General features: G+C 72.1%; 28 protein-coding genes. 8 read left to right on the forward strand and 20 right to left on the reverse strand.

Going from position 1 to position 25,821, the window contains the following annotated elements; translation table 11 throughout:
- Positions 1 to 62: 62 nt before the first annotated feature.
- The gene (locus IO24_RS0107270; protein ID WP_031133091.1) at positions 63 to 1,127 is read right to left on the reverse strand and encodes a LacI family DNA-binding transcriptional regulator; all 1,065 of its coding nucleotides are present in this window, start codon (positions 1,125 to 1,127) and stop codon (positions 63 to 65) included.
- A gap of 137 nt (positions 1,128 to 1,264) precedes the next feature.
- Between IO24_RS0107270 and IO24_RS0107275 the strand changes: the two genes are divergently transcribed.
- Both IO24_RS0107275 and IO24_RS0107280 read left to right on the forward strand, forming a co-directional pair.
- Positions 1,265 to 3,574: a beta-xylosidase/alpha-l-arabinosidase gene (locus IO24_RS0107275; RefSeq protein WP_031133093.1), complete on the forward strand. Its 2,310-nt coding sequence runs from the start codon at positions 1,265 to 1,267 to the stop codon at positions 3,572 to 3,574.
- Positions 3,575 to 3,619: 45 nt separating this feature from the next.
- On the forward strand, positions 3,620 to 4,150 hold the full coding sequence (locus tag IO24_RS0107280; RefSeq protein WP_031133095.1) for a hypothetical protein: 531 nt from the start codon (positions 3,620 to 3,622) through the stop codon (positions 4,148 to 4,150).
- On the opposite strand, the gene IO24_RS0107285 is transcribed toward IO24_RS0107280, so the two are convergent.
- The 4 genes from IO24_RS0107285 to tsaB are packed head-to-tail and all read right to left on the reverse strand — an operon-like array spanning position 4,101 to position 6,595.
- The gene (locus IO24_RS0107285) at positions 4,101 to 4,358 is read right to left on the reverse strand and encodes a hypothetical protein (RefSeq protein WP_031133097.1); all 258 of its coding nucleotides are present in this window, start codon (positions 4,356 to 4,358) and stop codon (positions 4,101 to 4,103) included. The genes IO24_RS0107280 and IO24_RS0107285 overlap by 50 nt on opposite strands.
- On the reverse strand, positions 4,355 to 5,446 hold the full coding sequence (gene tsaD / locus IO24_RS0107290) for a tRNA (adenosine(37)-N6)-threonylcarbamoyltransferase complex transferase subunit TsaD (protein WP_031133099.1): 1,092 nt from the start codon (positions 5,444 to 5,446) through the stop codon (positions 4,355 to 4,357). Before tsaD ends, IO24_RS0107285 begins: the two co-directional genes overlap by 4 nt.
- On the reverse strand, positions 5,439 to 5,912 hold the full coding sequence (rimI, locus tag IO24_RS0107295) for a ribosomal protein S18-alanine N-acetyltransferase (RefSeq protein WP_037667514.1): 474 nt from the start codon (positions 5,910 to 5,912) through the stop codon (positions 5,439 to 5,441). Before rimI ends, tsaD begins: the two co-directional genes overlap by 8 nt.
- A 29-nt stretch (positions 5,913 to 5,941) precedes the next feature.
- A complete protein-coding gene (gene tsaB, locus IO24_RS0107300) occupies positions 5,942 to 6,595 on the reverse strand; it encodes a tRNA (adenosine(37)-N6)-threonylcarbamoyltransferase complex dimerization subunit type 1 TsaB (protein WP_031133103.1) in 654 nt (217 codons plus the stop codon).
- Between the two features lie 113 nt (positions 6,596 to 6,708).
- Between tsaB and IO24_RS0107305 the strand changes: the two genes are divergently transcribed.
- A complete protein-coding gene (locus tag IO24_RS0107305; protein ID WP_031133105.1) occupies positions 6,709 to 7,275 on the forward strand; it encodes a hypothetical protein in 567 nt (188 codons plus the stop codon).
- A 22-nt stretch (positions 7,276 to 7,297) separates the two neighbouring features.
- Here IO24_RS0107305 and IO24_RS45575 read toward each other — a convergent pair whose 3' ends face one another.
- The 6 genes from IO24_RS45575 to IO24_RS0107335 all read right to left on the reverse strand — a co-directional run bounded on the left by IO24_RS45575 (position 7,298) and on the right by IO24_RS0107335 (position 13,324).
- Positions 7,298 to 7,465 (reverse strand): hypothetical protein, encoded by a 168-nt coding sequence (locus tag IO24_RS45575; protein ID WP_167551593.1) that lies wholly within the window; start codon positions 7,463 to 7,465, stop codon positions 7,298 to 7,300.
- 143 nt (positions 7,466 to 7,608) lie between these two features.
- Positions 7,609 to 8,127 carry a tRNA (adenosine(37)-N6)-threonylcarbamoyltransferase complex ATPase subunit type 1 TsaE gene (gene tsaE / locus IO24_RS0107315; RefSeq protein ID WP_031133108.1) on the reverse strand — a complete coding sequence of 173 codons (519 nt, stop codon included), beginning with the start codon at positions 8,125 to 8,127 and terminating at the stop codon, positions 7,609 to 7,611.
- A complete protein-coding gene (locus tag IO24_RS0107320) occupies positions 8,096 to 9,355 on the reverse strand; it encodes an alpha/beta fold hydrolase (protein WP_031133109.1) in 1,260 nt (419 codons plus the stop codon). The genes tsaE and IO24_RS0107320 overlap by 32 nt, the downstream gene beginning before the upstream one ends.
- A 125-nt stretch (positions 9,356 to 9,480) precedes the next feature.
- Positions 9,481 to 10,650, reverse strand: a complete 1,170-nt coding sequence (gene alr / locus IO24_RS0107325; protein ID WP_031133110.1) for an alanine racemase — start codon at positions 10,648 to 10,650, stop codon at positions 9,481 to 9,483.
- A 38-nt stretch (positions 10,651 to 10,688) separates the two neighbouring features.
- Positions 10,689 to 11,576 carry a L,D-transpeptidase gene (locus IO24_RS0107330; protein ID WP_031133111.1) on the reverse strand — a complete coding sequence of 296 codons (888 nt, stop codon included), beginning with the start codon at positions 11,574 to 11,576 and terminating at the stop codon, positions 10,689 to 10,691.
- 317 nt (positions 11,577 to 11,893) lie between these two features.
- Positions 11,894 to 13,324: a bifunctional ADP-dependent NAD(P)H-hydrate dehydratase/NAD(P)H-hydrate epimerase gene (locus IO24_RS0107335; protein ID WP_031133113.1), complete on the reverse strand. Its 1,431-nt coding sequence runs from the start codon at positions 13,322 to 13,324 to the stop codon at positions 11,894 to 11,896.
- 176 nt (positions 13,325 to 13,500) lie between these two features.
- Between IO24_RS0107335 and IO24_RS0107340 the strand changes: the two genes are divergently transcribed.
- Entirely contained in the window at positions 13,501 to 14,655 is a 1,155-nt protein-coding gene (locus tag IO24_RS0107340; protein ID WP_031133115.1) for a right-handed parallel beta-helix repeat-containing protein, read from the forward strand.
- 103 nt (positions 14,656 to 14,758) lie between these two features.
- Here the strand turns inward: IO24_RS0107340 and IO24_RS0107345 are convergent, their stop codons facing one another.
- Positions 14,759 to 15,130: a holo-ACP synthase gene (locus tag IO24_RS0107345; RefSeq protein ID WP_031133117.1), complete on the reverse strand. Its 372-nt coding sequence runs from the start codon at positions 15,128 to 15,130 to the stop codon at positions 14,759 to 14,761.
- A 155-nt stretch (positions 15,131 to 15,285) separates the two neighbouring features.
- Between IO24_RS0107345 and IO24_RS0107350 the strand changes: the two genes are divergently transcribed.
- A complete protein-coding gene (locus tag IO24_RS0107350) occupies positions 15,286 to 15,636 on the forward strand; it encodes a hypothetical protein (RefSeq protein ID WP_031133118.1) in 351 nt (116 codons plus the stop codon).
- Positions 15,637 to 15,757: 121 nt separating this feature from the next.
- On the opposite strand, the gene glmS is transcribed toward IO24_RS0107350, so the two are convergent.
- Positions 15,758 to 17,605, reverse strand: a complete 1,848-nt coding sequence (gene glmS / locus IO24_RS0107355; protein ID WP_031133120.1) for a glutamine--fructose-6-phosphate transaminase (isomerizing) — start codon at positions 17,603 to 17,605, stop codon at positions 15,758 to 15,760.
- 209 nt (positions 17,606 to 17,814) lie between these two features.
- Here glmS and coaA point away from each other — a divergent pair, with 209 nt between their 5' ends.
- Positions 17,815 to 18,783 (forward strand): type I pantothenate kinase, encoded by a 969-nt coding sequence (coaA, locus tag IO24_RS0107360; protein ID WP_031133122.1) that lies wholly within the window; start codon positions 17,815 to 17,817, stop codon positions 18,781 to 18,783.
- A 31-nt stretch (positions 18,784 to 18,814) separates the two neighbouring features.
- Complete coding sequence (locus IO24_RS0107365) at positions 18,815 to 19,753, forward strand: DUF389 domain-containing protein (RefSeq protein WP_031133124.1); 939 nt, start codon at positions 18,815 to 18,817, stop codon at positions 19,751 to 19,753.
- Positions 19,754 to 19,832: 79 nt separating this feature from the next.
- Here IO24_RS0107365 and glmM read toward each other — a convergent pair whose 3' ends face one another.
- From glmM to IO24_RS0107385, 4 genes are all read right to left on the reverse strand, one after another.
- On the reverse strand, positions 19,833 to 21,191 hold the full coding sequence (gene glmM / locus IO24_RS0107370; RefSeq protein WP_031133126.1) for a phosphoglucosamine mutase: 1,359 nt from the start codon (positions 21,189 to 21,191) through the stop codon (positions 19,833 to 19,835).
- Positions 21,192 to 21,357: 166 nt separating this feature from the next.
- Complete coding sequence (gene rpsI / locus IO24_RS40400; RefSeq protein WP_031133128.1) at positions 21,358 to 21,870, reverse strand: 30S ribosomal protein S9; 513 nt, start codon at positions 21,868 to 21,870, stop codon at positions 21,358 to 21,360.
- 43 nt (positions 21,871 to 21,913) lie between these two features.
- Positions 21,914 to 22,357 carry a 50S ribosomal protein L13 gene (gene rplM / locus IO24_RS0107380; protein ID WP_010036634.1) on the reverse strand — a complete coding sequence of 148 codons (444 nt, stop codon included), beginning with the start codon at positions 22,355 to 22,357 and terminating at the stop codon, positions 21,914 to 21,916.
- Positions 22,358 to 22,574: 217 nt separating this feature from the next.
- The gene (locus IO24_RS0107385) at positions 22,575 to 22,886 is read right to left on the reverse strand and encodes a hypothetical protein (protein WP_031133130.1); all 312 of its coding nucleotides are present in this window, start codon (positions 22,884 to 22,886) and stop codon (positions 22,575 to 22,577) included.
- 74 nt (positions 22,887 to 22,960) lie between these two features.
- Here IO24_RS0107385 and IO24_RS0107390 point away from each other — a divergent pair, with 74 nt between their 5' ends.
- Entirely contained in the window at positions 22,961 to 23,830 is an 870-nt protein-coding gene (locus IO24_RS0107390) for a hypothetical protein (RefSeq protein WP_031133132.1), read from the forward strand.
- Positions 23,831 to 23,837: 7 nt separating this feature from the next.
- Here IO24_RS0107390 and truA read toward each other — a convergent pair whose 3' ends face one another.
- The 3 genes from truA to IO24_RS0107405 all read right to left on the reverse strand — a co-directional run.
- A complete protein-coding gene (truA, locus tag IO24_RS0107395) occupies positions 23,838 to 24,692 on the reverse strand; it encodes a tRNA pseudouridine(38-40) synthase TruA (RefSeq protein WP_031133134.1) in 855 nt (284 codons plus the stop codon).
- A gap of 143 nt (positions 24,693 to 24,835) precedes the next feature.
- Positions 24,836 to 25,321, reverse strand: coding sequence for a 50S ribosomal protein L17 (rplQ, locus tag IO24_RS0107400; RefSeq protein ID WP_031133136.1), 486 nt, complete (start codon positions 25,319 to 25,321; stop codon positions 24,836 to 24,838).
- Positions 25,322 to 25,503: 182 nt separating this feature from the next.
- A partial coding sequence (locus IO24_RS0107405) for a DNA-directed RNA polymerase subunit alpha C-terminal domain-containing protein (RefSeq protein WP_030173928.1) occupies positions 25,504 to 25,821 on the reverse strand: 318 nt, incomplete at its 5' end.

A 25,821-nucleotide genomic window follows, 5' to 3' on the forward strand; every position in this document is an offset into this window, starting at 1 on the left:
TGGTGCAACCGATTGGCTTCGGTGCAGTGTGGAGGCGTCCGCAACACCCGTCAATACAGCACCTAGTCGTCCGCCGGTCCCGCCGTGCTGCTGCGCACCACCAGGCTCGTCGCCAGCTCCACCCGGGTCGCCGCCGGGGTGCCCCCGTCCCGCCCGAGGTCGAGGACCAGCTTGGCCGCCGCCTCGGCCATCTCGGTGAGCGGCTGCCGTACGGTCGTCAGCGGCGGCCCGACCCAGGGCGCCACCGGCAGGTCGTCGAACCCGACCACGCTCAGGTCCTCGGGGATACGCAGCCCCAGCTCACGCGCGGCTTCGTAGAGCCCGAGCGCCTGGAGGTCGTTCCCGGCGAAGACGGCGGTCGGCCGGTCCGGGCGGCGCAGCAGTTCCAGGCCCCGCCGGTAGCCGGCCTCGTGGTGGAAGTCGCCGGTCGCGATCAGCGCGGGGTCCACGGGCAGACCGGCCGTCTCCAGGGCGGCCCGGTAGCCGTCGATCCGGGCCCGGCTGCACATCATCTGCGAGGGCCCGCTGATCGCACCGATCCTGCGGTGCCCCAGCTCGACCAGATGCCGGGTGGCCGCGAGACCGCCCTGCCAGTTGGTCGCGCCGATCGACGGCACGTCGGCGCCGGGGTCGCCGGCCGGGTCCATCACCACGAACGGGATGGAGCGGCTGGTCAGCAGGGCCCGCTGCGACTCGTCCAGCCCGGACAGCACCAGGATCACACCGTGCGGCCGGCGAGCGGCGACCTGGTCGGCCCAGGTACGCCCGGGGGTGAGCCGCCCCGCGCTCTCGGACAGCACGACACTGAGCCCGGCGTCCCGGGCCACGTTCTCCACGCCCCGGATGACCTCCATCGCCCAGGCGCTCTCCAGCTCGTGGAAGACCAGGTCGATCAGGGGTGAACGGGTCGCCTCGGCACGGCGGCGCCGGTAGCCGTGGGCGCGCAGCAGGTCCTCGACGCGGGACCGGGTGGCCGGGGCGACGTCGGCCCGGCCGTTGAGGACCTTCGAAACAGTCGGTGCCGAGACGCCCGCCTCGCGGGCGATCTCGGCAAGTGTCGCGGTCTGCGCGGTGCGCCCCTGCGTCCGGGTCTGCGTCCGGCTTTCAACGGGCTCCGGGGATGTCATGGCGGCGATCGTAACCCTGCGGGCCCCCTTGACGAAGTCCTCGCACCGCCATAGGTTCCCGGAACATTCGAAGTTTATAACGAAACATTCGTAAGAACGTTCGTCAGAGGGCCGTCCGTCCACCCGACAGGAGCTTCATGACCACCGTGCCCTGGCGTGACCCCGCGCTGCCCGCCGCCGCCCGCGTCGACGACCTGCTCTCCCGGATGACCCTGGAGGAGAAGACCGCCCAGCTGTACGGCGTGTGGGTGGGCGCCGCGACGGACGGCGACGGAGTCGCTCCGCACCAGCACGACATGACCGTCGATTACGACTGGGCCGAGCTGATCACCCATGGTCTCGGCCAGCTGACGCGCTCCTTCGGCACCGCCCCCGTGGACCCGGCGCTGGGCGCGCAGGCCCTGGCCCGCGCCCAGCGCCGTATCACCGAGGCCGGCCGCTTCGGCATCCCGGCGATCGCGCACGAGGAGTGCCTGGCCGGCTTCACCGCCTGGCAGGCCACGGCCTACCCGGTTCCGCTCGCCTGGGGCGCGACCTGGGACCCGCCGCTGGTCGAGGAGATGGCCCGCCGTATCGGCGACGACCTGCGCTCGGCCGGCGTCCACCAGGGCCTCGCGCCCGTCCTGGACGTCGTACGCGATCCGCGCTGGGGCCGCGTGGAGGAGACGATCGGCGAGGACCCGTATCTGGTCGCCACGGTCGGCACCGCGTATGTGCGGGGCCTGGAGTCGGCCGGTGTCATCGCCACGCTCAAGCACTTCGCCGGGTACGCCTCCTCGGCCGGCGCCCGCAACCTCGCCCCGGTACGGGCCGGCGTCCGCGAGTTCGCCGACGTCACCCTCCCGCCCTTCGAGATGGCCCTGCGCGAGGGCGGCGCCCGCTCGGTGATGGCCGCCTACACCGAGACGGACGGCGTCCCGGCCTCCGCGGACCCCGCACTGCTGACCCGTCTGCTGCGCGAGGAGTGGGGTTTCACCGGCACGGTCGTCGCCGACTACTTCGGCATCGGCTTCCTCCAGACCCTCCACCGCGTCGCCGGCACCCCCGCCGGGGCTGCCCACGCGGCCCTCAGCGCCGGCATCGACGTCGAACTCCCCACCGTCAAGTGCTACGGCCGGCCGCTGCTGGAAGCGGTCCGCTCGGGCGAGGTCCCCGAGGAACTCGTGGACCGGGCGGCCCGCCACGTCCTGCTCCAGAAGTGCGAACTGGGCCTGCTGGACGAGGACTGGACCCCCGAGCCGGCCACCACGATCAACCTGGACTCCACGGGCAACCGCATCCTGGCCCGCCGCCTGGCCGAGGAGTCGGTGGTCCTGCTCGACAACCCCGACGGACTGCTCCCGCTGGCCCCCGACACCCGGATCGCGGTCGTCGGGCCCCGGGCGGCCGACGCCCTGGCCATGCTGGGCTGCTACTCCTTCCCGTCCCACGTCCTCACCCACCACCCCGGGGTGCCGGCCGGCATCGAGATCCCGACGGTGCTGGAGGCCCTGCGCACCGAACTCCCCGACGCCAAGGTGACGTTCGCACAGGGCTGCGACGTGACGGACCCGGACACCGCCGGCTTCGAGGAGGCCGTCGCCCGCACCGCCGAGGCGGACGTGTGCGTGGCGGTCCTCGGCGACCGGGCGGGCCTGTTCGGCCGCGGCACCTCGGGCGAGGGCTGCGACGCGACGGACCTGGGCCTGCCGGGCGCCCAGGGCGAGCTGCTGGACGCGCTGGTCGCCACGGGCGTCCCCGTGGTGCTGGTGCTGCTGACCGGCCGCCCCTACGCCCTGGGCCGCTGGCACGGCCGCCTCGGCGCGGCCGTCCAGGCGTTCTTCCCGGGCGAGGAGGGCGGGCCGGCGGTCGCGGGCGTCCTGGCGGGCCGGGTGAACCCCTCGGGCCGCCTGCCCGTCAGCGTCCCGCAGGTCCCCGGCGGCCAGCCCTGGACCTACCTCCAGCCGCCCCTGGGCCTGGCGGGCGAGGTCAGCAGCCTCGACCCGACCCCGCTGTACGCCTTCGGCCACGGCCGTTCGTACACGGCGTTCACCTGGGAGGACTGCACCGCGACCGAACCGGCCGAGCTCGGCACGGACGGCTCCTACGACGTGTCGGTGACCGTCCGGAACACGGGCGGGCACGGGGGCGCGGAGGTCGTGCAGCTGTACCTGCACGACCCGGTGGCCTCGGTGACCCGCCCCGACGTCCGGCTGATCGGCTACCAGCGGGTGGAGCTGGCCCCGGGCGAGGCGGCCCGGGTCACGTTCCGTTTCCACACGGACCTTTCGGCGTTCACCGACCGTTCCGGCCGCAGGGTGGTCGAACCGGGCGCCCTGGAACTACGGTTGGCGGCGTCCAGCACGGACGTACGCCACACGGCGCACCTCACGCTCACGGGCCCGGTCCGCGAGGCCGGCCCCGACCGGCGGCTGCGGTGCGAGACGGAGGTGTCGGGGGCGGTGTGAGGCGCCGTGCGGGAACTCGGGGGACGCGGGGGACGCGGGGGACGCATGGACAGGCTGGTGCACCACGAACTGCGGGCCGTCGTGTCGGTCCTGGCCGCCACGGCCCTGGCCCTGACGACCGTGGGCCTGGTCCGCGGCTTCGCCGCGCCGTCCGAACCCGGCCGGCTCGGCCTCCATGCCGCCGGCGTGCTCGCGTTCCTGCTGCTCTGGACGCTCCTGAAGGCGACCAGGCTCAAGTGGGTCGGCGAGGTACGGGACTTCGAGAAGGCGATACCCGTCGAGGGCACCGGCCCGGCCCTGCCCGCCGAGCGCTTCCTGCGCGACCAGCCGTTCAGCCCGCGGCTCTTCGTGCTGTACCTGCTGTTCACGGTGCCCCTGTCCCTGTGGGAACCGTGGGCGGCCGTGCTGCCCCTGTGGTCGGCTCTCGACTGGCTGGGCCAGGCCGCGATCGCCGCCCGCTGGGAGCGCAGACACGGCGTGCTGCTGTGGCGGGGACGGGTCGGGAGCAGGCCCTGGGAGCTCTCGGTCAGCCGGCGTCCACCGACTCGAACCGCCACCGGTGCACAGCCCGCGTGACGAGTTCCCCGTCCGGCTCCGGCAGTTCGGGCAGCTCGGCGTCGTAGGGGGCGTCCCACCAGGTGATGACGAGGACCCGGTCCCCGGGAGCGCGCAGGGTCTCCCGGCGCAGCGGCTCACGGGGGAGCTCCTGGGCGCGCGCCCAGGCCAGCAGCTCCTCGCCCCGCCCCTCGGACGCCCGGGCCTCCCACATCAACGCGACCGTCACGAGTAGAGGTTCTCCTTGCTGACCTCGTGCACATGGTCGTGGTCGGTCCCGGGCACGTGCGGCTCGGTCACCGGCAGGGACGAGTCGGCCGACAGGTCCCAGGACGACGCCGCCCGGTTCCGGGCGACCATCTCGGCGCCGAGGGCGGCGACCATCGCGCCGTTGTCCGTGCACAGCTTGGGCCGCGGCACGCGCAGCCGGATCCCGGCGGCCTCACAGCGCTCCTGGGCGAGGACGCGCAGCCGGGAGTTGGCGGCCACGCCGCCGCCGATCATCAGGTGGTCGACGCCCTCGTCCTTGCAGGCGCGGACGGCCTTGCGGGTCAGCACGTCCACGACCGCCTCCTGGAAGGAGGCCGCCACGTCCCGCACCGGCACCTCCTCCCCCGCCGCCCGCTTGGCCTCGATCCAGCGCGCCACGGCGGTCTTCAGCCCGGAGAAGGAGAAGTCGTAGGCCGGGTCGCGCGGGCCGGTCAGACCCCGGGGGAAGGCGATGGCGTTCGGGTCGCCCTCTTTCGCGTACCGGTCGATGACCGGCCCGCCCGGGAAGCCGAGGTTCAGCACGCGGGCGATCTTGTCGAAGGCCTCCCCGGCCGCGTCGTCGATGGTGGCGCCCATCGGGCGGACGTCGGAGGTGATGTCCGAGGACAGCAGCAGCGAGGAGTGGCCGCCGGAGACCAGCAGGGCCATGGTCGGCTCGGGCAGCGCGCCGTGCTCCAGCTGGTCCACGCAGATGTGCGAGGCGAGGTGGTTGACGCCGTAGAGGGGCTTGCCGAGCGCGTACGCGTAGGCCTTCGCCGCGGAGACGCCGACCAGCAGGGCACCGGCGAGACCGGGACCGGCGGTGACGGCGATGCCGTCGAGGTCGCGGGCGGTGACGCCCGCCTCCTTCAGGGCGCGGTCGATGGTGGGGACCATCGCCTCCAGGTGGGCGCGGCTCGCGACCTCCGGGACGACACCGCCGAAGCGGGCGTGCTCGTCGACGCTGGAGGCGACGGCGTCGGCCAGCAGGGTGGTGCCCCGCACGATGCCGACGCCCGTCTCATCGCAGGAGGTCTCGATTCCCAGCACGAGGGGTTCGTCAGCCATTGATCTCGGTTCCTTGTACGGAGTTCTCGGGGGCGGTCAGGCGCATCACCACGGCGTCCACGTTCCCCGGCTGGTAGTAGCCGCGCCGGAAACCGATGGGCTCGAAGCCGAAGCGCTCGTACAGCTTCTGTGCGCGGACGTTGTCGACCCGGCACTCCAGCATCACCTCGGCGCACTCGAAGGCACCGGCCGCCCGCAGCAGTTCGGCCAGCAGCCGTCCGCCGAGGCCGGTGCCCCACAGGTCGCGGGAGACGGCGATGGTCTGGACGTCGGCCTGCTCACCGGTGGCGACCAGACCGGCGTACCCGACGATCCGGGAGCCGGCCTCGGCGACCACGTACCGCCGGTTGGCCTCGGGCCCGCGCGCGTGGGCCAGCTCGGACCAGAACATGCCCCGGGACCAGGCGTCCTCGGGGAACAGGTCCCGCTCCAGACCCAGCACGGCGTCGATGTCCCACCAGCGCATCTCGCGCAGCGCGCACGTCTCGGGTTCGGTCACTTGGGGGTGACCACCTTGTAGTTCTTGGGGACCTGCGCGTCGGGGCGGCGCAGGTACAGCGGCCGGGGCGCGGGGAGTTCCTCGCCGGACGCCAGCTTCTCCGCGGCCAGCCCGGCGAGGGCGGCGGCGGACACGTGCTCCGGCTCGTGCGCCTTGGGGAAGGTCTCCGGGTACAGCAGCGCGCCCGCGCCGACCGCGGGCAGTCCCGCGACCTGCTCGGCGATGTCGGCGGGCCGGTCCACGGCCGGTTCGGTGACCCGGGTGCGGGAGTCGGTGTAGCGGGCCCAGTAGACCTCCTTGCGGCGGGCGTCGGTCGCGACGACGAACGGGCCCTCCAGGCCGGCGGCGTAGGCGAGGCCGTCCAGCGTGCACACGCCGTGCACGGGGACGCCGAGCGCGAGCCCGAAGGTGTCCGCGGTCATCAGACCGACGCGCAGCCCGGTGTACGGTCCCGGACCGATCCCGGCGACGACCCCGGTGACGGCGTCGAGCCGCAGACCGGCCTCGGCGAGCACCCGGTCGATCGCCGGCAGCAGCAGTTCCCCGTGCCGCCGCGCGTCCACCTGACTCGACGAGGCGATGACATCGCGTCCGTCGTGCAGGGCGACGGTGACAGCGGGCGTGGCGGTATCCAGAGCGAGCAAGAGCACGCAAACAGCCTACGGCTCTCCGGGGCCCGTGTCGGTCGCGCCTGTCGGGCCGTCACCTGCTGCTACCGTCACCTACCGTCACGACAGGGATGTACGACGTGAGGTGGACGCCGGTGGCAGCTAGCAGCTCGGGAATCGTGGCCGGGCTCACCGCCGCGGCCCTCGCGACGGTCGGCTACCTCGCCCACCAGGCGGCCCAGACCCTCCCGGCCGGCCTGGGCGGGGCGGCGCCGGCGGGCGTGACACCGGCGGCCGGAACGTCGAAGGCGCCCCAGGTCCGGAAGGACCCCGCCGCGCTGCCCGGCGACTCCGGCAAGGGCGCCCGGGTCGTGTACTCACTGCGTGGCGACCGGGTGTGGCTGGTCGCCGCGGACGAGGCGGTCAGCCGCACGTTCGAGGTCGACCCGAGCACGGTGGACCCGGCCCCGGGCAGCTACTCGGTGACGTCCCGCTCGAACACGGTCACCGGGTCCGACGGCGTCCCGGTCGAACACGTGGTGCGCTTCGCCACGGTGGACGGTGTGGTCATCGGCTTCAGCGCGGCCGTGGACGGCTCGACCGCCCCCGCCCCCGCCCCCACCCCGAAGGTCCGCACGGGCGGCATCCGCGAGTCCCGCGCGGACGGTGACGCGATGTGGACGTTCGCGACGATCGGCCGCAAGGTCGTGGTCGTCCGCTGACGCCCGCTCCGAACGGCAGGCCTCAGGCCGCTTCGCGATGTTCGGGCGCCCGCTCGGAGAACTCCGGCTCGGGAGGGCGCGGGGGCGTGGAGATCAGCGCCGCCGCCTCACCGGCCGCCAGCAGGTCGCGCATCGACACCCCGGCGACCGCGAACCGCTGCGGCGGCCCCTTGCTCTCTGTAGCCGACATGGACGCCTCCCGAAGGGCCGGGGCAAAGAAGTTAGGTACACCTAACTTCGAACTGGATACCATGTGACCACGCACGAGACGCCGAACGCAACATCTTGCCGACGTCTTGTCGGAACGTTCATCAAATGAGCGCACATCAGGGCTCAGGCGGCGAGCACACTCAGGTCCGCCGAGGCCCAGCGTTCCCCCACACCGGTGACCGTCATCTGCCGGACCTCGTCGGTCGTGTCGCCCACCGCCCGGTGGATCAGGACCTGGAGCCGGTCCTCCGTCAGCTCCTCGACCTTGCCCTCACCCCACTCCACGACGACCACGGAGTCGGGCAGCGAGACGTCGAGGTCGAGGTCCTCCATCTCGTCGAGACCGCCGGAGAGCCGGTAGGCGTCGACATGGACGAGCGGCGGCCCGTCGCCCAGCGGGGGATGCACCCGGGCGATCACGAACGTCGGCGAGGTGACGGCCCCGCGCACGCCGAGCCCCTCGCCCAGCCCACGGGTCAGCGTCGTCTTGCCCGCGCCGAGCTCCCCGCTGAGCATCACCAGGTCACCCGCGCGCAGCAGTTTCGCGAGCCGGCGGCCCAGCTCCCGCATCTGCTCGGGGGACGTGACGACGATCTGGACGGATCCGGGCTCAGCCGGGCTGTGCGGTACTGGTGCTTCCATAGCCCTTCACGGTAGCTCCTGCGGGCACGGCACCCGTGCGGGTGAGCAGGTCGGCGAGGCGGTCGGTGACCACTTCCGGGTGTTCCAGCATCACCAGGTGCCCCGCGTCCGGCACCAGCACCAGTTCGGCGTCGGGGAGCAGATCGGCGATGGCCTCACTGTGCTCACTCGGCGTGACCAGGTCCTGCACCCCGGCCAGGACGAGCACCGGCATGTCCGTGAAGTGGACGAGCGCCTCGGTCTTGTCGTGGTCGTTGAACGCCGGGTAGTACTCGGCGACCACGTCGATCGGCGTGCTCTCGATCATCCGCTCGGCGAAGCGGGCGACGGCCGGGTCGACGTCCCGGGACGCGAACGAGTACCGCTTGATGACCCCGGCGAACAGGTCGGCCGTGGCCCGGCGCCCCTTCTCCACCAGCTCGGCCCGCTGCCCCAGTGCCTTCAGCACCCCGGGCAGCACCCGCCGCACCGCGTTGACCCCGGCGACGGGCAGGCCGTAGTTGACCTCGCCGAGCCGCCCCGAGGACGTCCCCACGAAGGCGACCCCGACGACCCGCTCCCGGATCAGTTCGGGGTACTGGTCGGCCAGCGCCATCACCGTCATGCCGCCCATGGAGTGCCCCACGAGCACGAGCGGCCCCTCGGGCGCGGCCGCGTCTATGACGGCCTTCAGGTCCCGGCCCAGCTGCTCGATCGTCACCGGCTCGTCGTCCCGGCCCTGGGCCACGCCCCGCCCGGACCTGCCGTGGCTGCGCTGGTCCCAGTGCACGGTCCGTACGACGCCCCGCAGAGCCGCCCGCTGGAAGTGCCAGGAGTCCTGGCTCAGGCAGTAGCCGTGGCTGAAGACGACCGTGACCGGCGCGGGGGACTTGCGGCCGAAGAGCCTGCGGCGGCGCGGGCCGATGGCCGCCGGGGCGGCCTCCGGGTCGAGGTCGTCGACCTCGTAGTACAGCTCCGTGCCGTCGTCCGAGAACGCCTTGCCGGGCATGCCGCGCAGCGAGCCGTACGGCCCCGCCGAGTCCAGGGCTAGCCGGGCCTTCTGACGCATGCCGCGGCCGACCGTCATCCGCTCCAGGGCGACACCGGCGGCCGCGCCCGCGGCCACCACGCCTATCGCCACACCGGCGAGACCGGTCGCCCGGCGCCAGCCTCCCGCCGCCCCCGCGGCGGAGGCCGCGACGGCCGCGGAGGCGACGTCCGCGACGACCTCCGCACTGCTCTCGCTCACGTACCGCTCCTCTTCGCCGGGGTGCTGGTCGGGTGACTCACCGGGTCGGGTGAATCGGTGGGCCGGATGGTGCCGCTGTTGCCCGGGTGTCTGTTGTTCCTCGCGTGACGGGTTCCCTGTGCGAGTTACCCGTCCTGTTCCTCATTCACATAGACGCGAGGAACACGCGTTCCGATCCGGGTCACGATCTCGTAGGCGATGGTTCCGGCCGCCTGGGCCCAGTCCTCCGCGGTGGGCTCGCCCCGGTCCCCCGGGCCGAAGAGGACCGCATCGGCCCCCGCCGCGGGCTCGTCGCCGCCCAGGTCCACCACGAACTGGTCCATGGCGACCCGCCCGGCGATCGTGCGCCACTTGCCCTCGACCAGGACCGGCCCGGCCGAGGAGGCGTGCCGCGGGATGCCGTCGGCGTAGCCCAGCGGCACCAGGCCGAGGGTGGTCTCGCCGGGTGTCACGTACCGGTGGCCGTAGCTGACGCCGTGCCCGCCCGGGACGTGCTTGACCAGGGCCAGTGAGGCGGACAGCGTCATCACCGGGCGCAGCCCGAAGTCGGCCGGGGTGCCGAGCTCGGGGCTGGGCGAGATGCCGTAGGTGGCGATGCCCGTGCGGACCAGGTCGAAGTGGCTCTCGGGGAGCGTGAGCGTGGCCGGAGAGTTGGCGATGTGCCGGACCTCGGGCCGCACGCCCTGCCCCTCGGCATAGCCGACCATCTCCCGGAACACGGCGAGCTGGGCGGCGATGGAGGGGTGCCCGGGCTCGTCGGCGCAGGCGAAGTGCGACCACAGCCCCGTGACGCGCAGCAGCCCCTCGGCCTCGGCCCGCAGCGCCTCGCGGACCAGCGCGGCCCAGTCGTCCCCGGGCTGGCACCCGTTGCGCCCGAGCCCGGTGTCGGCCTTGAGCTGCACGCGAGCGGGCCGGCCGGCTCCCCTGGCCGCCTCGACGACCTCCGCCAGGGCCCACATCCCGCTGACGGACACGTCCAGCTCGGCCTCGATGGCCTCGCGCCACGGCCCGCCGGGCGTCCACAGCCAGCACATGATGCGGCCCGGCAGCCCGGCGGCCCGCAGGGCGAGGGCCTCCTCGGGCGTGGCCGTGCCCAGCCAGCTCGCCCCCGCGGCGACGGCCGCGCGGGCACACGGCACAGCCCCGTGGCCGTACGCCTCGGACTTCACCACGGCCATCACGGCCGCGCCCGGCGCGTGGGCACGCAGGACCCGCACATTGGCCCGCAGGGCGGCCAGGTCGATCTCGGCACGGGCCCGCAGGGGCGCGGCCCGCGGGGCTGTTCTCTCGCTCATCGCGCCCAGTGTCTCAGAGGGCTCCGGCGGCAGGTCGGCTACGTCCCGGGCCGCCGCCCCCACACGAACACCCGGTCGCCCTTCCTGAGCACCCCCCACAGCCGCCGTGCGTCACCCACGGTGAGATTGACGCAGCCCATCGAGCCGACGGCGGTGTGGAGAGAGCCGTAGACGCCGTGGAAGGCCTGCCCGCCGCTGAAGAACTGGGAGTACGGCATGGGCGTGTTGTACAGCGTCGACCAGTGGTTCTTGTGCCGCCAGTAGACCTTGTGCCACCCGGCCCTGGTCCGGTACCCGGCCCGCCCGCTGCGGATGGGCACCGCCCCGAACACGACCTGCCGGCCCTTCTGCACCCACATCAGCTGACGGCTGAGATCCACACACGCCACGGGGTGGGTCCGCACCGGGCAGTTCCCGGCGGCGTTCGGATTCCGGCGGGCCGACAGATACCGCATCCGCGACCACGTGACCGGCCCCGCGAACCCCATGGCCGGCTTGATCCCCTGCTTCACCTGGAACGCCCGGATGACCCGGCAGTCGCCCGCCGACTGCCTTCCGTCGACCCGCAGCCCGAGCCACCGCTCGACCTGCCGCTGGTACGGCCCCGTCTTCGCGGTGCAGCTCACCTGCGCGACCGCCTCACCCAGCGGCACGTACTCGACGAGCGCGTACGTCCCCGCCACCGCGCTCCGCGGCTCGACGGCATCCTCCTCGGCGGTCGGCGTGTACACCACGGGCGGCAGAGCCTGGTCGGGCGTGTCGAGCGACCAGGGCTGCGCGGGCCCCGGCGCGACTCCGGGCACCAGCTCGGCCGGGGGCCCTGGAGCCGGCGGCACGGGAGCGGCCCCGGCGACCCCGACGGGCAGCACGGCGACAGCGGCGAGCAGGAGGGCGAGGACCCGCCCGGCGGTACGTCTGCGGCTCATGCGCCCAGACAAGCGCGGGGCACGGGCCGGGCCGGTGTTGCCGCGCGGCCGGGGTCACCCGGAGGCATCAGCCACAGCCCGACTGCCGCACCCGACGGCACCGCCCGGCCACCCACCAGGCTGCCGCACCCGACGACACCGTCCAGCCACCACCAGCCCGTCCGGCGCTTGAGGACGAGGCCGTTCAGGCCGAAGCGGGGGCCCCGGGGGGCGGCAGCCTCCGGAGTCGGGACGGGAAGGAGCGGAGGGGGCGACACACTCCCCCAGCCACCCCCATCGCCCCGCGCCCGCGATCAGCCCCAGCCCAGCCCCGCCCCTCACCCCACAACATTCCGCCAAGCGTCCGGAACCGCGGCGGCCACATCGTGCGCCCCCACCGGCGCCCCCTCCGCCGCCAACCGCCCGGCCAGCCCGTGCACATACGCCCCGACACTCCCCGCATCCACCGCGGACAGCCCCGCCGCCAGCAACGACCCGCCCAGCCCGGACAGCACGTCCCCGCTCCCGGCCGTGGCCAGCCACCCCGTCCCCGTCGGATTCACCCGCACCGCACCGCCCCCCGAGTCGGCCACCAGCGTCGTGGACCCCTTGAGCAGCACGGTCGCCCCGTACCGCCGCGCCAGCTCCCGCACCGCGGTCAGCCGGCCCCTTTCGACCTCCCCCCGCTCCACACCCAGCAGTGCCGCCGCCTCCCCCGCGTGCGGGGTCATCAGCGTCGGCGCCCGCCGCCCCCGTACGGCCTCCGCGTCCGCCAGCCGCAGCCCGTCCGCGTCGATCAGTACCGGCACCTCCGCCGCCAGCGCCTCCCGCACCGTCGCCGCGTCGTCCCCGGCTCCCGGCCCGACGACCCACGCCTGGACCCGCCCGGCATGCTTCGGCCCCTGATCCGACACGAGCGTCTCGGGAAACCGCGCGATGACCGCGTCCCCGGCCGGCCCGACGTACCGCACGGCCCCGGCCCCGCCCCGCAGCGCCCCCGAGACGGCGAGCACAGCGGCCCCGGGATACCGCGCCGACCCGGCGGCGATCCCGACCACGCCCCGCCGGTACTTGTCGCTCTCCGCCCGCGGCACCGGCAGCAGCCGAGCCACATCGTGGTGCTGCAACGCCTCCAGCTCCGGCTCGGCCGGCAGCTCCAGTCCGATGTCGACCAGCCGCACCGACCCCGCGTACTCGCGCGCGGGATCGATCAGAAGCCCGGGCTTGTGCGTCCCGAACGTCACGGTCAGGTCGGCCCGCACGGCGACCCCGTGCACCTCCCCGGTGTCGGCGTCGACACCGCTCGGCAGATCGACGGCGACGACGGCCCCCCGCGACCGCCCGGCGGCGGCCGCCAGCGGCACCGCCTCCGGCCGCAGGCCGCCCTTCCCCCCGATCCCGACGATCCCGTCGACGACAAGGTCCGCGTCCTCGGCCAGTGCCTCGCCCTCGCCGGTCCGCGCGACCCGCCCGCCGGCCCGCCGCAGCGCCGCGAGTCCGGCCGCGTGCGTCCGCTCCGGCGCGAGCAGCACCGCCGTGACCCCGGCCCCCCGGCGGGCCAGCCGGGCCCCGGCGTACAGGGCGTCACCCCCGTTGTCGCCGCTGCCGACCAGCAGTACGACCCTGCTCCCGTACACCCGCCCCAGCAGGTCGGCGCAGGCCGCGGCGAGCCCGGCGGCGGCGCGTTGCATCAGCGCCCCCTCCGGCAGCCGCGCCATCAGCTCCCGTTCGGCGTTCCGGACCGTCTCCACGCTGTACGCAGTACGCATGCGGTCGAGTTTCCCGTACGACCGCGGGGCCACTCCCCTTCACACGCGTTACCCGCATCTCCCTCATCTGCGAACCGTGTCGCATCCATTGACGCTCTGCCGTGCCTTTGCCAGACTCCCGGCCGCGCAGAAAGCGCTTGCACACTCCCCCACGTTCGACGAAACCGAGGCCCCCCATGGGACGCAGAGCCGCATTACTGGCCGCCGCCGGTGCCACTGCCCTCCTCACCGCCGCCGGCACCCTGACCGCCCCCGCCACGGCCGCCCCCACGCGAGCACTGGCCTGCGGAGACGGCTCCTACCAGGCCGAGGCCGTGCAGAGCGGCGGCAACTGGACCGCCCGGCGCGGCGGCAGCACGGTCTACACGGGCACCGACATGCGCGCGGCCGTCCAGGCGGCCGTCAACAGCCTCACGTCCGGGCGCACATCGAAGGAACGGGTCGTAGTCCGCGGCTCGGGTTCGGTCTCGGCGGGCTCACGCATCTCGCTGCCGAGCTACACCGTCCTCGACGTCTGCGGCACGATCAACGTCACCGGCAGCGGCTCGGGCGACCAGGCGCCGGTCTACTCGCGCGGCACCCGCGACGTCGAGGTCCAGAACCTCAAGCTCACCGGCACCCCGCTGTACGGCATCTTCCTGCGCAACGTCCAGAACGTGGTGCTCGGCCAGATCGACATGCGCCTCTCCCGCGGTCTGGGCGTCCGCATCGACAACCGCGGCGACACCAGCCAGTGGACGCGCAACGTCCGCATCGACAACGTCTACGTCTCCGGCGCGTCCAGCCACGCGGTCGAGACCTACGGCGTCGACGGCCTCACCATCGGCACGGTGACGGCCCGCAACGTCGGCGAGTCGGGCCTGCTGCTCAACCAGACCATCAACGCCCGGGTCACCAAGGTGGACGCCGAGAACGCCGGCACGGGCACCGGCTACGCCGCCTTCCGCATGGCCAACCGCAACGGCCGGGTCGGCAGCGGCTACCCCACCAACATCCGCGTCGGCGAGGTCGTCGCGCGCGGCGGCGGACGCGGCGTGTTCTGCGTCTCGGAGAGCGGTGGGGCCGTCATCGACAAGGTGACGCTGTCCAGCACCGGCAACAACTCGGTCCTGATCGAGAACTGCTACAACGTCAACCTCGCGGCCCAGAGCGGCACGATCACGGGCGGCGGCGAACTGCGCCTCGCCGCGCGCTCGGAGTTCCCCAACAACAGGGACATCACCATCCAGAACCTGACGGTCACCAACTCGGCCATCAGGGAGAGCCCGTGCGGTGAGAACACCACGTTCCGGAACATCACGCGGGTGAACAGCAGCCAGTCGATCTGCTGACCGGAGCCCCCGAGCCCCCATGCTCCGAAGCCCTCGGCCCCCGGCCGGGGGCTTCGGGGTTCCGGCCGCGGCCCCGCGCCCGGGGTCTGTGCAGGGGCACTTCTCACGCCTCCGCGATCACCACGGCCGAGGCCACTCCCGCGTCATGACTCAGCGACACATGCCACGTCCGCACCCCGAGTTCGGCGGCCCGCGCGGCCACCGTCCCGGTCACCCGCAGCCGGGGTCGCCCACTGTCCTCGACACACACCTCGGCGTCGGTCCACAGCAGCCCGGGCGGCGCACCGAGCGCCTTGGCCAGCGCCTCCTTGGCCGCGAACCGCGCGGCGAGCGAGGCGACCCCCCGCCGCTCCCCGCTGGGCAGCAGCAGCTCCCGCTCCACGAACAGCCGACCGGCCAGCGCGGGCGTACGCTCCAGTGAAGCCGCGAACCGCTCGATCTCGGCAACGTCGATGCCGACCCCGATGATGCTCATGGGCAGCACCCTACGGTGACGGGCGGGATCCGGCGGCAACGGCGCCCGATGCACCGCCCGGGCGACCCCGTGATCCTCAACTCCACCTCCCCTCTATAGAGTTCGCGCTGACCGCGATGAGCAAACCGCATCGCACATACGGGAGGACACCGACCATGAAGTTCACGTCGCTGGGGACCGCGGCCACCGCCATAGCTCTCTTCGCCACGGCCCTCACCGGCACCGCCGGCACCGCCGCCGCGGCGACGAAGCCGGACTGCAGCAGCGCGCTGGTCAACGTGAAGCCCAAGGCGACCGTCAACCTCCGCAGCGCGCCCAAGACGAGCTCCACGGCTCTCGGCACCTGGGGCAAGGGCCAGAAGGGCGGTGTCTGCTTCGGTGACGGCAAGCCCACCACGGGCGGCAGCTACACGGCCTGCGGCAAGACGAGCAACAAGTGGTACTTCGGCGGCCCGAACAGCACCAGCAAGGAAGGCTGGGTCCCGGCGACCTGCCTGCCCATCTGAGCCGGAGCACCAGACGGCCCGGCCGGCTGACCGCAGGGGCGAACGGAACACAGCCGTTCGCCCCTTCGCACGCGCCCGGGCAACGCGGCCCGCTCACTCCCCCGCGCTCACATCCCCGCCCTCACTCCACGGTCACCGACTTGGCCAGGTTCCGGGGCTGATCCACCTCGTTCCCCCGAGCCGTCGCCAGCTCACACGCGAACACCTGAAGCGGAACCGTCGCGACGAGCGGCTGCAGCAAGGTCGGTGTGGCGGGAATCCGGATCAGGTGATCCGCGTACGGCACGACCTCCTCGTCGCCCTCCTCCGCGATCACGATCGTCCGCGCCCCCCTGGCCCGGATCTCCTGGATGTTGGACACGATCTTGTCGTGCAGCACCGACCGCCCACGCGGCGACGGCACCACCACGACCACCGGCAGGTCCTCCTCGATGAGGGCGATCGGCCCGTGCTTCAACTCCCCGGCCGCGAACCCCTCCGCGTGCATGTAGGCGAGTTCCTTGAGCTTCAGCGCACCTTCCAGCGCCACCGGATACCCCACGTGCCGTCCGAGGAACAGCACCGTCTTCTTCGAAGCCAGCGTGCGTGCCAGCTCCCGCACCGGCTCCATAGTGCCCAGCACCCGGTCCACCGCACCGGCGATCGAGGACAGGTCGCGGATCACCGCCCGGATCTCGTCACCCCACTTCGTGCCGCGCACCTGGCCCAGGTACAGGGCGACGAGGTAGCACGCCACGAGCTGCGTCAGGAACGCCTTGGTGGAGGCGACGGCCACCTCGGGACCGGCGTGCGTGTACAGCACCGCGTCCGATTCGCGCGGAATCGTCGAGCCGTTGGTGTTGCAGATCGCCAGCACCCTGGAGCCCTGCTCGCGGGCGTGCCGCAGCGCCATCAGCGTGTCCATGGTCTCGCCGGACTGGGAGATGGCGATGACGAGCGTCTGCGCGTCCAGGATCGGGTCCCGGTAGCGGAACTCGCTCGCCAGCTCCACCTCGCAGGGCAGCCGCGTCCAGTGCTCGATCGCGTACTTGGCGATCATCCCGGCGTGGAAGGCCGTGCCGCACGCGACGATGACGACCTTGTCGATCTCCCGCAGCGCCCCCGCAGGGATCCGCACCTCGTCCAGCCTCAGCGAACCGGAACCGTCGATCCGGCCCAGGAGCGTGTCGGCGACCGCCTTGGGCTGCTCGGCGATCTCCTTGAGCATGAAGTAGTCGTAGCCGCCCTTCTCGGCGGCCGACGCGTCCCAGTCGACGTGGTAGGACCGCACGTCGGCCGGGCGGCCGTCGAAGCCCGTCACCGTCACGCCGTCCCGGCGCAGCTCCACCACCTGGTCCTGGCCGAGCTCGATCGCCGAGCGTGTGTGGGTGATGAACGCGGCGACGTCCGAGGCGAGGAAGGCCTCGCCCTCGCCGACGCCGACCACCAGCGGCGAGTTCCGCCGCGCGCCCACCACCACGTCCGGCTCGTCGGCGTGCACCGCGACCAGCGTGAACGCGCCCTCCAGCCGCCGGCACACCAGCCGCATCGCCTCGGCGAGATCCGCGCAGGAGGAGAACTCCTCGGCGAGCAGATGCGCGACGACCTCGGTGTCCGTCTCGGAGGACAGCTCGTGGCCGCGCTCCGCCAGCTCGGCCCGCAGCAGGGCGAAGTTCTCGATGATGCCGTTGTGCACCACCGCGACCCGCCCCGCGTTGTCGATGTGCGGGTGGGCGTTGGTGTCCGTCGGCCCGCCGTGCGTGGCCCAGCGGGTGTGCCCGATGCCCGTCGCGCCGGCCGGCAGCGGCCTGCCGTCCAGCTCCTTCTCCAGGTTGAGGAGCTTGCCGGCCTTCTTCGCCGTCGCCAGCCCGCCGTCGGCCAGGACGGCGACGCCCGCCGAGTCGTAGCCCCGGTACTCCAGCCGCTTCAGCCCGGCCATCACGACCTCGAGCGCGGACTGCGGCCCCACGTATCCCACGATTCCACACATGGGCGGCAGCTTAGGGTCGATTCCCGTACCGAACCGGCCAAAGCGTGCCCGAAATCGGAAATTCCCACCGGGGTACGAAGCCCGGAGCCGGGGAGGCTTGGCCGGGTTCCGCCCGAACAGTGACGAGTAAAGCCGCCGCGTGACGGATCCCACCTCACCATCCGTTCGTACGCCCGTAACAATGGACTGTGATCTCTCCGGTCTCCTCGATGCCCCGGAGCGCCCACCGGCCCCGCCCGGAGGCGACTCCCTACGTCGACCTCACCCGAGCCGAGTGGAGCGCGCTGCGTGACAAGACGCCGCTGCCGCTGACGGCCGAGGAGGTCGAGAAGCTGCGCGGTCTCGGCGACGTGATCGACCTCGACGAGGTGCGGGACATCTACCTCCCGCTGTCCCGGCTTCTCAACCTCTACGTCGGCGCCACCGACGGCCTCAGAGGCGCGCTGAACACGTTCCTGGGCGAACAGGGCTCCCAGTCGGGCACCCCGTTCGTCATAGGCGTGGCCGGCTCGGTCGCCGTCGGCAAGTCGACGGTCGCCCGCCTCCTCCAGGCCCTGCTCTCACGCTGGCCCGAACACCCGCGCGTCGAGCTGGTCACCACCGACGGCTTCCTGCTCCCCACCCGGGAACTCCGGGCCCGCGGCCTGATGTCCCGCAAGGGCTTCCCGGAGTCCTACGACCGCCGCGCCCTGACGCGCTTCGTCGCCGACATCAAGGCCGGCAAGGACGAGGTCACCGCGCCCGTCTACTCCCACCTGATCTACGACATCGTCCCCGACAAGAGGCTGACGGTCCGCCGCCCCGACATCCTGATCGTCGAGGGCCTGAACGTCCTCCAGCCGGCCCTGCCCGGCAAGGACGGCCGCACCCGCGTCGGACTCGCCGACTACTTCGACTTCAGCGTGTACGTCGACGCCCGCGTCGAGGACATCGAGACCTGGTACCTCAACCGCTTCCGCAAGCTGCGGGCGACCGCCTTCCAGAACCCGTCCTCGTACTTCCGCAAGTACACGCAGGTCTCGGAGGAGGAGGCCCTCGACTACGCCCGGACGATGTGGCGCACGATCAACCGGCCCAACCTGGTCGAGAACATCGCCCCCACCCGCGGCCGCGCCACCCTGGTCGTGCGCAAGGGCCCGGACCACAAGGTGCAGCGGCTCAGTCTGCGCAAGCTGTGACGCCGGGAGAATGGGCGGTTAGATGGGCGCCATGCTCCATCTGCGTCTGATCACACCATCCGACCGGACCGACGAGGTCGTCCTGCTGATCGGGAAGACGGTCGGCACCACCCACCTCGTCGTGCTGCCGGACGCCGCCCGTGACCCCGCCGGGGACGTGGTGATGTGCGACGTGGCCCGCGAGGCGGGCGACGAACTGCTCGCCGGTCTGCGGGAACTGGGCATCGACACCACCGGTTCCATCGCCGTCGAGTCCATCGACCTGTCCCTGTCGGAGCGGGCCGACAAGGCCGAGGCGGACGCCCCGGGCGAGGGCGCGGACGCGGTCCTGTGGGAACAGCTGACGGAGGCGACGCACGAGGAGTCGACCCTCTCCGTCACCTACCTGGCCTTCATCACGCTCGCCACGATGATCGCGGCCTGCGGTGTGGTCCTGGACAACGCGATCCTGATCGTGGGCGCCATGGCGGTGGGCCCGGAGTTCGGCCCGCTCGCCGGCCTCAGCACCGCGATCGTCCGGCGCCGCCCCCGCCTCGCCCTGCGCTCACTGATCGCCCTGCTGGCGGGCTTCGCGGCGGCGATGGCGGTGACGGTCGCCTTCAGCCTCTTCATGGACGCCGTCGACCTGTTCAGCGAGCACCAGCTCAGTGCCGACCGCCCGAACACGGGCTTCATCTACGCCCCCGACTGGTTCTCCTTCGTCGTGGCGGTCCTGGCCGGCATCGCCGGCACCCTCTCCCTGACCTCGGCCAAGTCGGGCGCCCTGGTCGGCGTGGCCATCTCGGTCACCACGATCCCGGCCGCCGCGAACGCGGCCGTAGCCCTGAGCTACGGCGACATGAAGCAGACCTGGGGCTCCACGGAGCAGCTCCTGCTGAACCTCTTGGGCATCATCATCGCGGGCACAGCGACCCTGCTGGTCCAGAAACGGCTCTGGTCGCAACAACGCCAGAAGACGATCAAGCCCTAGGGGCGCGGGGAACTGCGCGCCAAGCCGCACACGACCCGCGGCCCGCGAACAACCGCAGTCCCCGCCCCCGGCCCGTTCATCAGCCCAGCGCGGACTTCACGGCATCGGCCAGCCGCCCGGCGACAGACCGAGCCTGCTCGATGTCAGCGGCCTCCACCATCACCCGGACCAGCGGCTCGGTCCCGGAGGGCCGCAGCAGCACCCGCCCGGTCGCCCCGAGCTCCCGCTCCGCATCCGCGACGGCCGTGGAAAGCTCCGCGGACGTCCCCACCCGCGTCCTGTCGACATCCGGGACATTGATCAGCACCTGCGGCAACCGCTCCATGACGGCGGCGAGCTCCCGCAGCGTGCGTCCGCTCTGCGCCACCCGGGCCGCCAGCAGCAGCCCGGTCAGCGTCCCGTCCCCGGTCGTCGCGTGGTCGAGGATGATCACGTGCCCGGACTGCTCGCCCCCGAGGGCGAACCCGTGCTCCTTCATCTCCTCGAGCACGTACCGGTCACCGACAGCGGTCTGCACCAGGCGGATGCCCTCGCGCTCCATGGCGAGCTTGAACCCGAGGTTCGACATCACCGTGGCCACGACCGTCTCGGCCCGCAGCGCGGAGCGCTCCCGCATCGCCAGCGCGAGCACCGCGAGGATCTGGTCCCCGTCCACCTCGGCGCCGGTGTGGTCGACGGCGAGGCACCGGTCGGCGTCACCGTCGTGCGCGATGCCGAGATCGGCCCCGTGCTCGATGACCGCGGCCTTGATCTTGTCCAGGTGCGTCGAACCGCACCCGTCGTTGATGTTGAGCCCGTCCGGCTCGGCCCCGATCGTGACGACGTCGGCACCGGCCCGCTGGAACGCCTCGGGCGAGACCAGGGCGGCGGCGCCGTGCGCCTCGTCGAGGACGACCTTCAGCCCCTCGAGCCGGTTCGGCAGGGCACCCAGCAGATGCGCGACGTACCGGTCGAAGCCCTCTTCGTACGCGCGCACGCGGCCCACCCCGGACCCGGTCGGCCGGTCCCACGGGGCGCCGGTGCGGTGCTCCTCGTAGACGGACTCGATCCGGTCCTCCAGCTCGTCGGCGAGCTTGTGCCCACCGCGGGCGAAGAACTTGACGCCGTTGTCGGGCATGGCGTTGTGGCTCGCGGAGAGCATCACACCGAGGTCGGCGCCGAGCTCTCCGGTCAGGTAGGCCACGGCGGGCGTCGGCAGCACGCCGACCCGCAGGACGTCCACGCCGGCGCTGGCGAGACCCGCGACCACGGCGGCTTCCAGGAACTCCCCGGACGCACGGGGGTCACGCCCGACCACGGCCCTCGGCCGGTGCCCCTCGAACGTGCCCGCCTCGGCCAGTACGTGCGCCGCGGCCACGGAGAGGCCCAGGGCCATCTCCGCCGTCAGATCCGCGTTGGCCACACCGCGCACGCCGTCCGTGCCGAAGAGTCGTCCCACAGTGGTGTCCTCCGAATTGCTGAAGAGAATGCGGCTCACATCCCCGAGTACATCCCCTGAGACTGTCCGGGAGCTGTAGGGGTTGTGTAAACAGACCGCCCCGGCAGCACAGTCCGTGCCGCCGGGGCGATCGTTGCGAAGCCAGTCGCAAGGACGGGCGACGCGATTAGCGCTTGCTGTACTGCGGGGCCTTGCGGGCCTTCTTCAGACCGGCCTTCTTGCGCTCGACCGCACGGTCGTCGCGCTTGAGGAAGCCGGCCTTCTTCAGCGGGCCGCGGTTGTTGTCGACGTCCGCCTCGTTCAGCGCACGGGCGACACCGAGACGGAGCGCACCGGCCTGACCGGAGACACCGCCACCGGAGATGCGGGCGATGACGTCGTAGCGGTCGTCGAGCTCGAGCACCTTGAAGGGCTCGTTGACTTCCTGCTGGTGCACCTTGTTCGGGAAGTAGTCCTCGAGGGTGCGACCGTTGATCTTCCACTTGCCGGTGCCCGGGACGATCCGGACGCGGGCGATGGCGTTCTTGCGACGGCCCAGGCCGGCGGCCGGCTGGGGCTCACCGAAGCGGGAGGCCATCGACTCCGAGGTGTACTCACCCTCGACGGGGGCCTCGGACTCGGTGGTGTAGCTGTCGATGTCAAGCTCTTCGAGCGGCTGCTCGGCAGTGGTCTCGGCCACGATTCTCCTCAGATTCTGTTCGGTCTAGGGGTGGTGGCCGGACTTACTGCGCGACCTGGGTGATCTCGTACGGCTGCGGCTGCTGCGCGCCGTGCGGGTGCTGGTCACCCTTGTAGACCTTCAGCTTCGAGAGCATCTGACGGCCCAGCGTGTTCTTGGGGAGCATGCCCTTGACGGCCTTCTCGATGGCCTTCTCCGGGTTCTTGTCCAGCAGCTCGTCGTAACGGACGGAGCGCAGACCACCCGGGTAGCCGGAGTGGCGGTACGCCATCTTCTGGGTCCGCTTGTTGCCGGAGAGGTGCACCTTGTCGGCGTTGATGATGATGACGAAGTCACCAGCGTCGACGTGCGGCGCGTAGATCGGCTTGTGCTTGCCCCGGAGGAGCGTCGCGGCAGTGGTGGCGAGACGACCCAGGACAACGTCCTGAGCGTCGATGACGTGCCACTGGCGCGTCACATCGCCGGGCTTGGGGCTGTACGTACGCACGGTTCGTAGCCTTCGCTTCGAGTGAATGGTCCATAACTGGTCACCGAAACGATCACGACAGCCTGGACCGCACTGCGGCGACGCATACCGCGTACGTGGGGTCGCTGGTCATCGGCCCGGTGGACCGGTGTAAGGGCCCGTCCCGTGAGAATGAGCAAGCCAATACACAACGAACAAGCAGAATACCGGGGTACACCACAAGGGTCAAAACGCGGTATCACCGCAGCCGCTCGGTCACCGATACGTACAGGACGGCACAGAGCGTGACGGCCTTCCGCAGTACCCGCCGCCGCAGCGGGCGCGCATACGGGAACACCGACGAGAGAGCCACATCGACGGCAGCCGCGGCGCCCCACCGCACCACGGACCGGCCACCGCGCGGACGACGGCACGCCCCCAGCGCCCCCACCACGACCGACGGCCACACCCCGGCCGCGGGGGCCGGCCACGACAGCAGGCACCCCAGCAGCACCAGCGTCGGCAGCAGTCGCCCCAACCACCCGAAGATGTCCCCTTTGCCCGTGCGCATGGGAGGAACGCTAGGGGCTGGAGAGCCGATCCGGGCGGACCAGCACGCCCCTTGTCCCGTCTAAGATGCGGCCCATGAGCTTTGGGCAGCAGGGGGGACCTCAGTCCCAGTGGGATCCCTGGAAACCGCAGTCGCAGCAGCCCTGGAACAGCGGGGGCGGCCAGTCTCCGGACTGGGCAGCGCTCGCTGAAGCCTCCGAGGCCCGCAACAGGCGACGCCGGCTGCTGCTGATCGGCGGCGGCGCGTTCGCCACCGTCGCGATCGGCACCGCCGTCGCAGTGGCCGTCGTCTCGGCGGGCGGCGACAACCAGGGGAACCCGGCCTCCCTGCCGTCGGCCGACATCCCGAGCCAGTCCGCCTCGGCCCCGTCGTTCGCCCCGACCAGCGCCCCTCCGCCGCTGGACCCGAAGGACTTCATCGCCAGCGCGAAGAAGGACAAGGCCCCGCTCAGCCCGGCCACCTTCTTCCCGGGCACCCAGCTGACCGAGGCCGGGACGGTGTACAAGAAGGGCCCCACCGCCGACACCCGCAACTGCGCCTCGGCGGCCGGCGGCACGCTCCCCAAGATCCTCACGGCGAACGACTGCACGCGCCTGATACGCGCCACCTACGTCAAGGACGGCATCGCGGTGACGGTCGGCGTGGCCGTCTTCGACACCGAGGCACAGGCCGTGAAGGCCAAGGGCCAGTCCACCAAGAAGAGCTTCGTGAAGTCGCTCTCCGGCGGCGGCGTGAAGCCCTTCTGCGAATCCGGGTTCTGCCGCACGACCAGCAACTCCTACGGCCGCTACGCCTACTTCACCAACGCCGGCTTCACCAACGGCAAGGACGTCACGCCCAAGGACATTCCGGTCTACAAGACCGGGGACGACCTGGCCCAGTTCACGTTCGACCAGATCCGGCGCCGCGGCGAGGTCCAGGCCTCGGCCGCGGCCGACGGATGACCGGACGTCAGCAGCAGCCCGCCGACGGCAACGACCGCTTGTTCCGCGCCTCCTTGCTGCGCGCGGCGAGCAGTTCGTCGGCCGGGTAGCCGACCTCCTCCAGCGTCAGCCCGTGCGGCCGTACGACGTGCACGGCCGAGTCCCGTACGCCGGCTGCCAGCACCTTCCCCGGCCAGTCGGCGGGCCGGTGCCCGTCCCCGACGAACAGCAACGCCCCGATGAGCGAGCGCACCATGTTGTGGCAGAACGCGTCGGCCCGCACGGTGGCGGTGATGATCCCGTCGTCCCCCCGCACCAGGCTCAGCTCCTGGAGCGTGCGGATGGTGGTCGCGCCCTCCCGCTTCTTGCAGTAGGCGGCGAAGTCGTGCTCGCCCAGCAGCCCCCGGGCAGCCTCGTTCATGGCGTCCACGTCCAAGGGCCAGTCGTGCCACAGCACATGACTGCGCAGCAGCGGATCGACACCCCCCGGGTTGTCGGTGACCCGGTACGCGTACCGCCTCCAGACCGCCGAGAAACGGGCGTTGAACCCACTGGGCGCCTCCCTCAGCGCCCAGACCCGTACGTCCCGGGACAGCCGCCCCGCGAGCCTCTTGAGCAGCTTCTGGTGGTGCTCGGCCCACACCTCACGCGGCAGATCGACATGAGCGACCTGCCCCCGCGCGTGCACGCCCGCATCGGTACGCCCCGCGACGGTCAGCTCGTGGGTCTCCCGCGACCGCGTCACGGTCCGCAGGGCGTCCTCGATCTCCCCCTGCACGGTCCGCCGCCCCCCGGCCTGCTTGGCCCACCCGGAGAACTCACTCCCGTCGTACGACAGATCGAGCCGGACCCGGACGTGGCCGGCCTCTACTTCGTCACTCACCCCAGGATCCTCTCACCAACACAAAGGCGGGCCCGCTCCCCCCAAAGGGAACGGACCCGCCAACGCCCTTCGAGGGGCGCGGGGAACTGCGTGACAAGCCACGGCGAACCCGCAGCCGCAAGCGCAAGCCCCCGGCAGAACGCTTACGCGTCCTTGGACTCCTCGGCGTCATCAGCCTTGGTCGTGTCGACCTGAGCCTCGACAGCCTCGCTGTCCTTCGCCGCACGCTTCGTCGCGGCCTCGGCCTCGCCCGTCGCCTCCTGCGCCACGGTCAGCGCCTCGACCAGCTCGATGACAGCCATGGGCGCGTTGTCGCCACGGCGGTTACCGATCTTGGTGATGCGGGTGTAGCCACCCGGACGGTTCTCGTAGCGCGGGCCGATCTCGGTGAAGAGCGTGTGCACGATGCTCTTGTCCGTGATGACCTGGAGCACCTGACGGCGGTTGTGAAGGTCGCCCTTCTTCGCCTTGGTGACCAGACGCTCGGCGTACGGCCGCAGCCTGCGGGCCTTCGCCTCGGTGGTGGTGATGCGACCGTGCTCGAACAGCGCCTTCGCGAGGTTCGCGAGGAGCAGCTTCTCGTGCGCGGCGCCGCCGCCCATACGGGCACCCTTGGTGGGCTTCGGCATGGTGTTTCTCCTAGGTGTCTGCCCCGGCCGTATCAGGTACCGGGGTCAGTATCCGAGCAGGCGGTTGCCCGTCGGAGATCCGGACGAGGCCCCCGCAGGGGCCCGTCCGGAAGGGGCGCGGGAAACTGCGCGATCAAGCACAGCGCTCCCGCACCCGAGAACGGACCGGATGGCCCGAGCTCTTAGTACTGCTCGGTCTCCACAAAGCCCGCGTCCGCGTCGTCGTCCGCGCCGAACGCGTCCGCCGCGGCGGTCGGGTCGAACCCGGGAGGCGAGTCCTTGAGCGCGAGGCCCATACCCGCGAGCTTCGCCTTGACCTCGTCGATCGACTTCGCACCGAAGTTGCGGATGTCGAGCAGGTCCGCCTCGGAACGCGCGACGAGCTCACCCACGGAGTGGATGCCCTCACGCTTGAGGCAGTTGTACGACCGAACGGTGAGCTCGAGCTCCTCGATCGGCAGCGCCAGATCGGCGGCCAGGGCGGCGTCCGTGGGGGACGG

The organism is Streptomyces flavovariabilis (assembly GCF_000725785.1).
GTDB lineage: Bacteria > Actinomycetota > Actinomycetes > Streptomycetales > Streptomycetaceae > Streptomyces > Streptomyces hawaiiensis.

Coding starts and splice junctions, on each gene's coding strand:
- IO24_RS0107270 (WP_031133091.1), bottom strand. CDS start 1,127: ATGACATCCCCGGAGCCCGTTGAAAGCCGGACGCAGACCCGGACGCAG.
- IO24_RS0107275 (WP_031133093.1), top strand. CDS start 1,265: ATGACCACCGTGCCCTGGCGTGACCCCGCGCTGCCCGCCGCCGCCCGC.
- IO24_RS0107280 (WP_031133095.1), top strand. CDS start 3,620: ATGGACAGGCTGGTGCACCACGAACTGCGGGCCGTCGTGTCGGTCCTG.
- tsaD (WP_031133099.1), bottom strand. CDS start 5,446: ATGGCTGACGAACCCCTCGTGCTGGGAATCGAGACCTCCTGCGATGAG.
- rimI (WP_037667514.1), bottom strand. CDS start 5,912: ATGCGCTGGTGGGACATCGACGCCGTGCTGGGTCTGGAGCGGGACCTG.
- IO24_RS45575 (WP_167551593.1), bottom strand. CDS start 7,465: ATGTCGGCTACAGAGAGCAAGGGGCCGCCGCAGCGGTTCGCGGTCGCC.
- tsaE (WP_031133108.1), bottom strand. CDS start 8,127: ATGGAAGCACCAGTACCGCACAGCCCGGCTGAGCCCGGATCCGTCCAG.
- alr (WP_031133110.1), bottom strand. CDS start 10,650: ATGAGCGAGAGAACAGCCCCGCGGGCCGCGCCCCTGCGGGCCCGTGCC.
- IO24_RS0107330 (WP_031133111.1), bottom strand. CDS start 11,576: ATGAGCCGCAGACGTACCGCCGGGCGGGTCCTCGCCCTCCTGCTCGCC.
- IO24_RS0107335 (WP_031133113.1), bottom strand. CDS start 13,324: ATGCGTACTGCGTACAGCGTGGAGACGGTCCGGAACGCCGAACGGGAG.
- IO24_RS0107340 (WP_031133115.1), top strand. CDS start 13,501: ATGGGACGCAGAGCCGCATTACTGGCCGCCGCCGGTGCCACTGCCCTC.
- IO24_RS0107345 (WP_031133117.1), bottom strand. CDS start 15,130: ATGAGCATCATCGGGGTCGGCATCGACGTTGCCGAGATCGAGCGGTTC.
- IO24_RS0107350 (WP_031133118.1), top strand. CDS start 15,286: ATGAAGTTCACGTCGCTGGGGACCGCGGCCACCGCCATAGCTCTCTTC.
- glmS (WP_031133120.1), bottom strand. CDS start 17,605: ATGTGTGGAATCGTGGGATACGTGGGGCCGCAGTCCGCGCTCGAGGTC.
- coaA (WP_031133122.1), top strand. CDS start 17,815: ATGCCCCGGAGCGCCCACCGGCCCCGCCCGGAGGCGACTCCCTACGTC.
- IO24_RS0107365 (WP_031133124.1), top strand. CDS start 18,815: ATGCTCCATCTGCGTCTGATCACACCATCCGACCGGACCGACGAGGTC.
- IO24_RS0107385 (WP_031133130.1), bottom strand. CDS start 22,886: ATGCGCACGGGCAAAGGGGACATCTTCGGGTGGTTGGGGCGACTGCTG.
- IO24_RS0107390 (WP_031133132.1), top strand. CDS start 22,961: ATGAGCTTTGGGCAGCAGGGGGGACCTCAGTCCCAGTGGGATCCCTGG.
- rplQ (WP_031133136.1), bottom strand. CDS start 25,321: ATGCCGAAGCCCACCAAGGGTGCCCGTATGGGCGGCGGCGCCGCGCAC.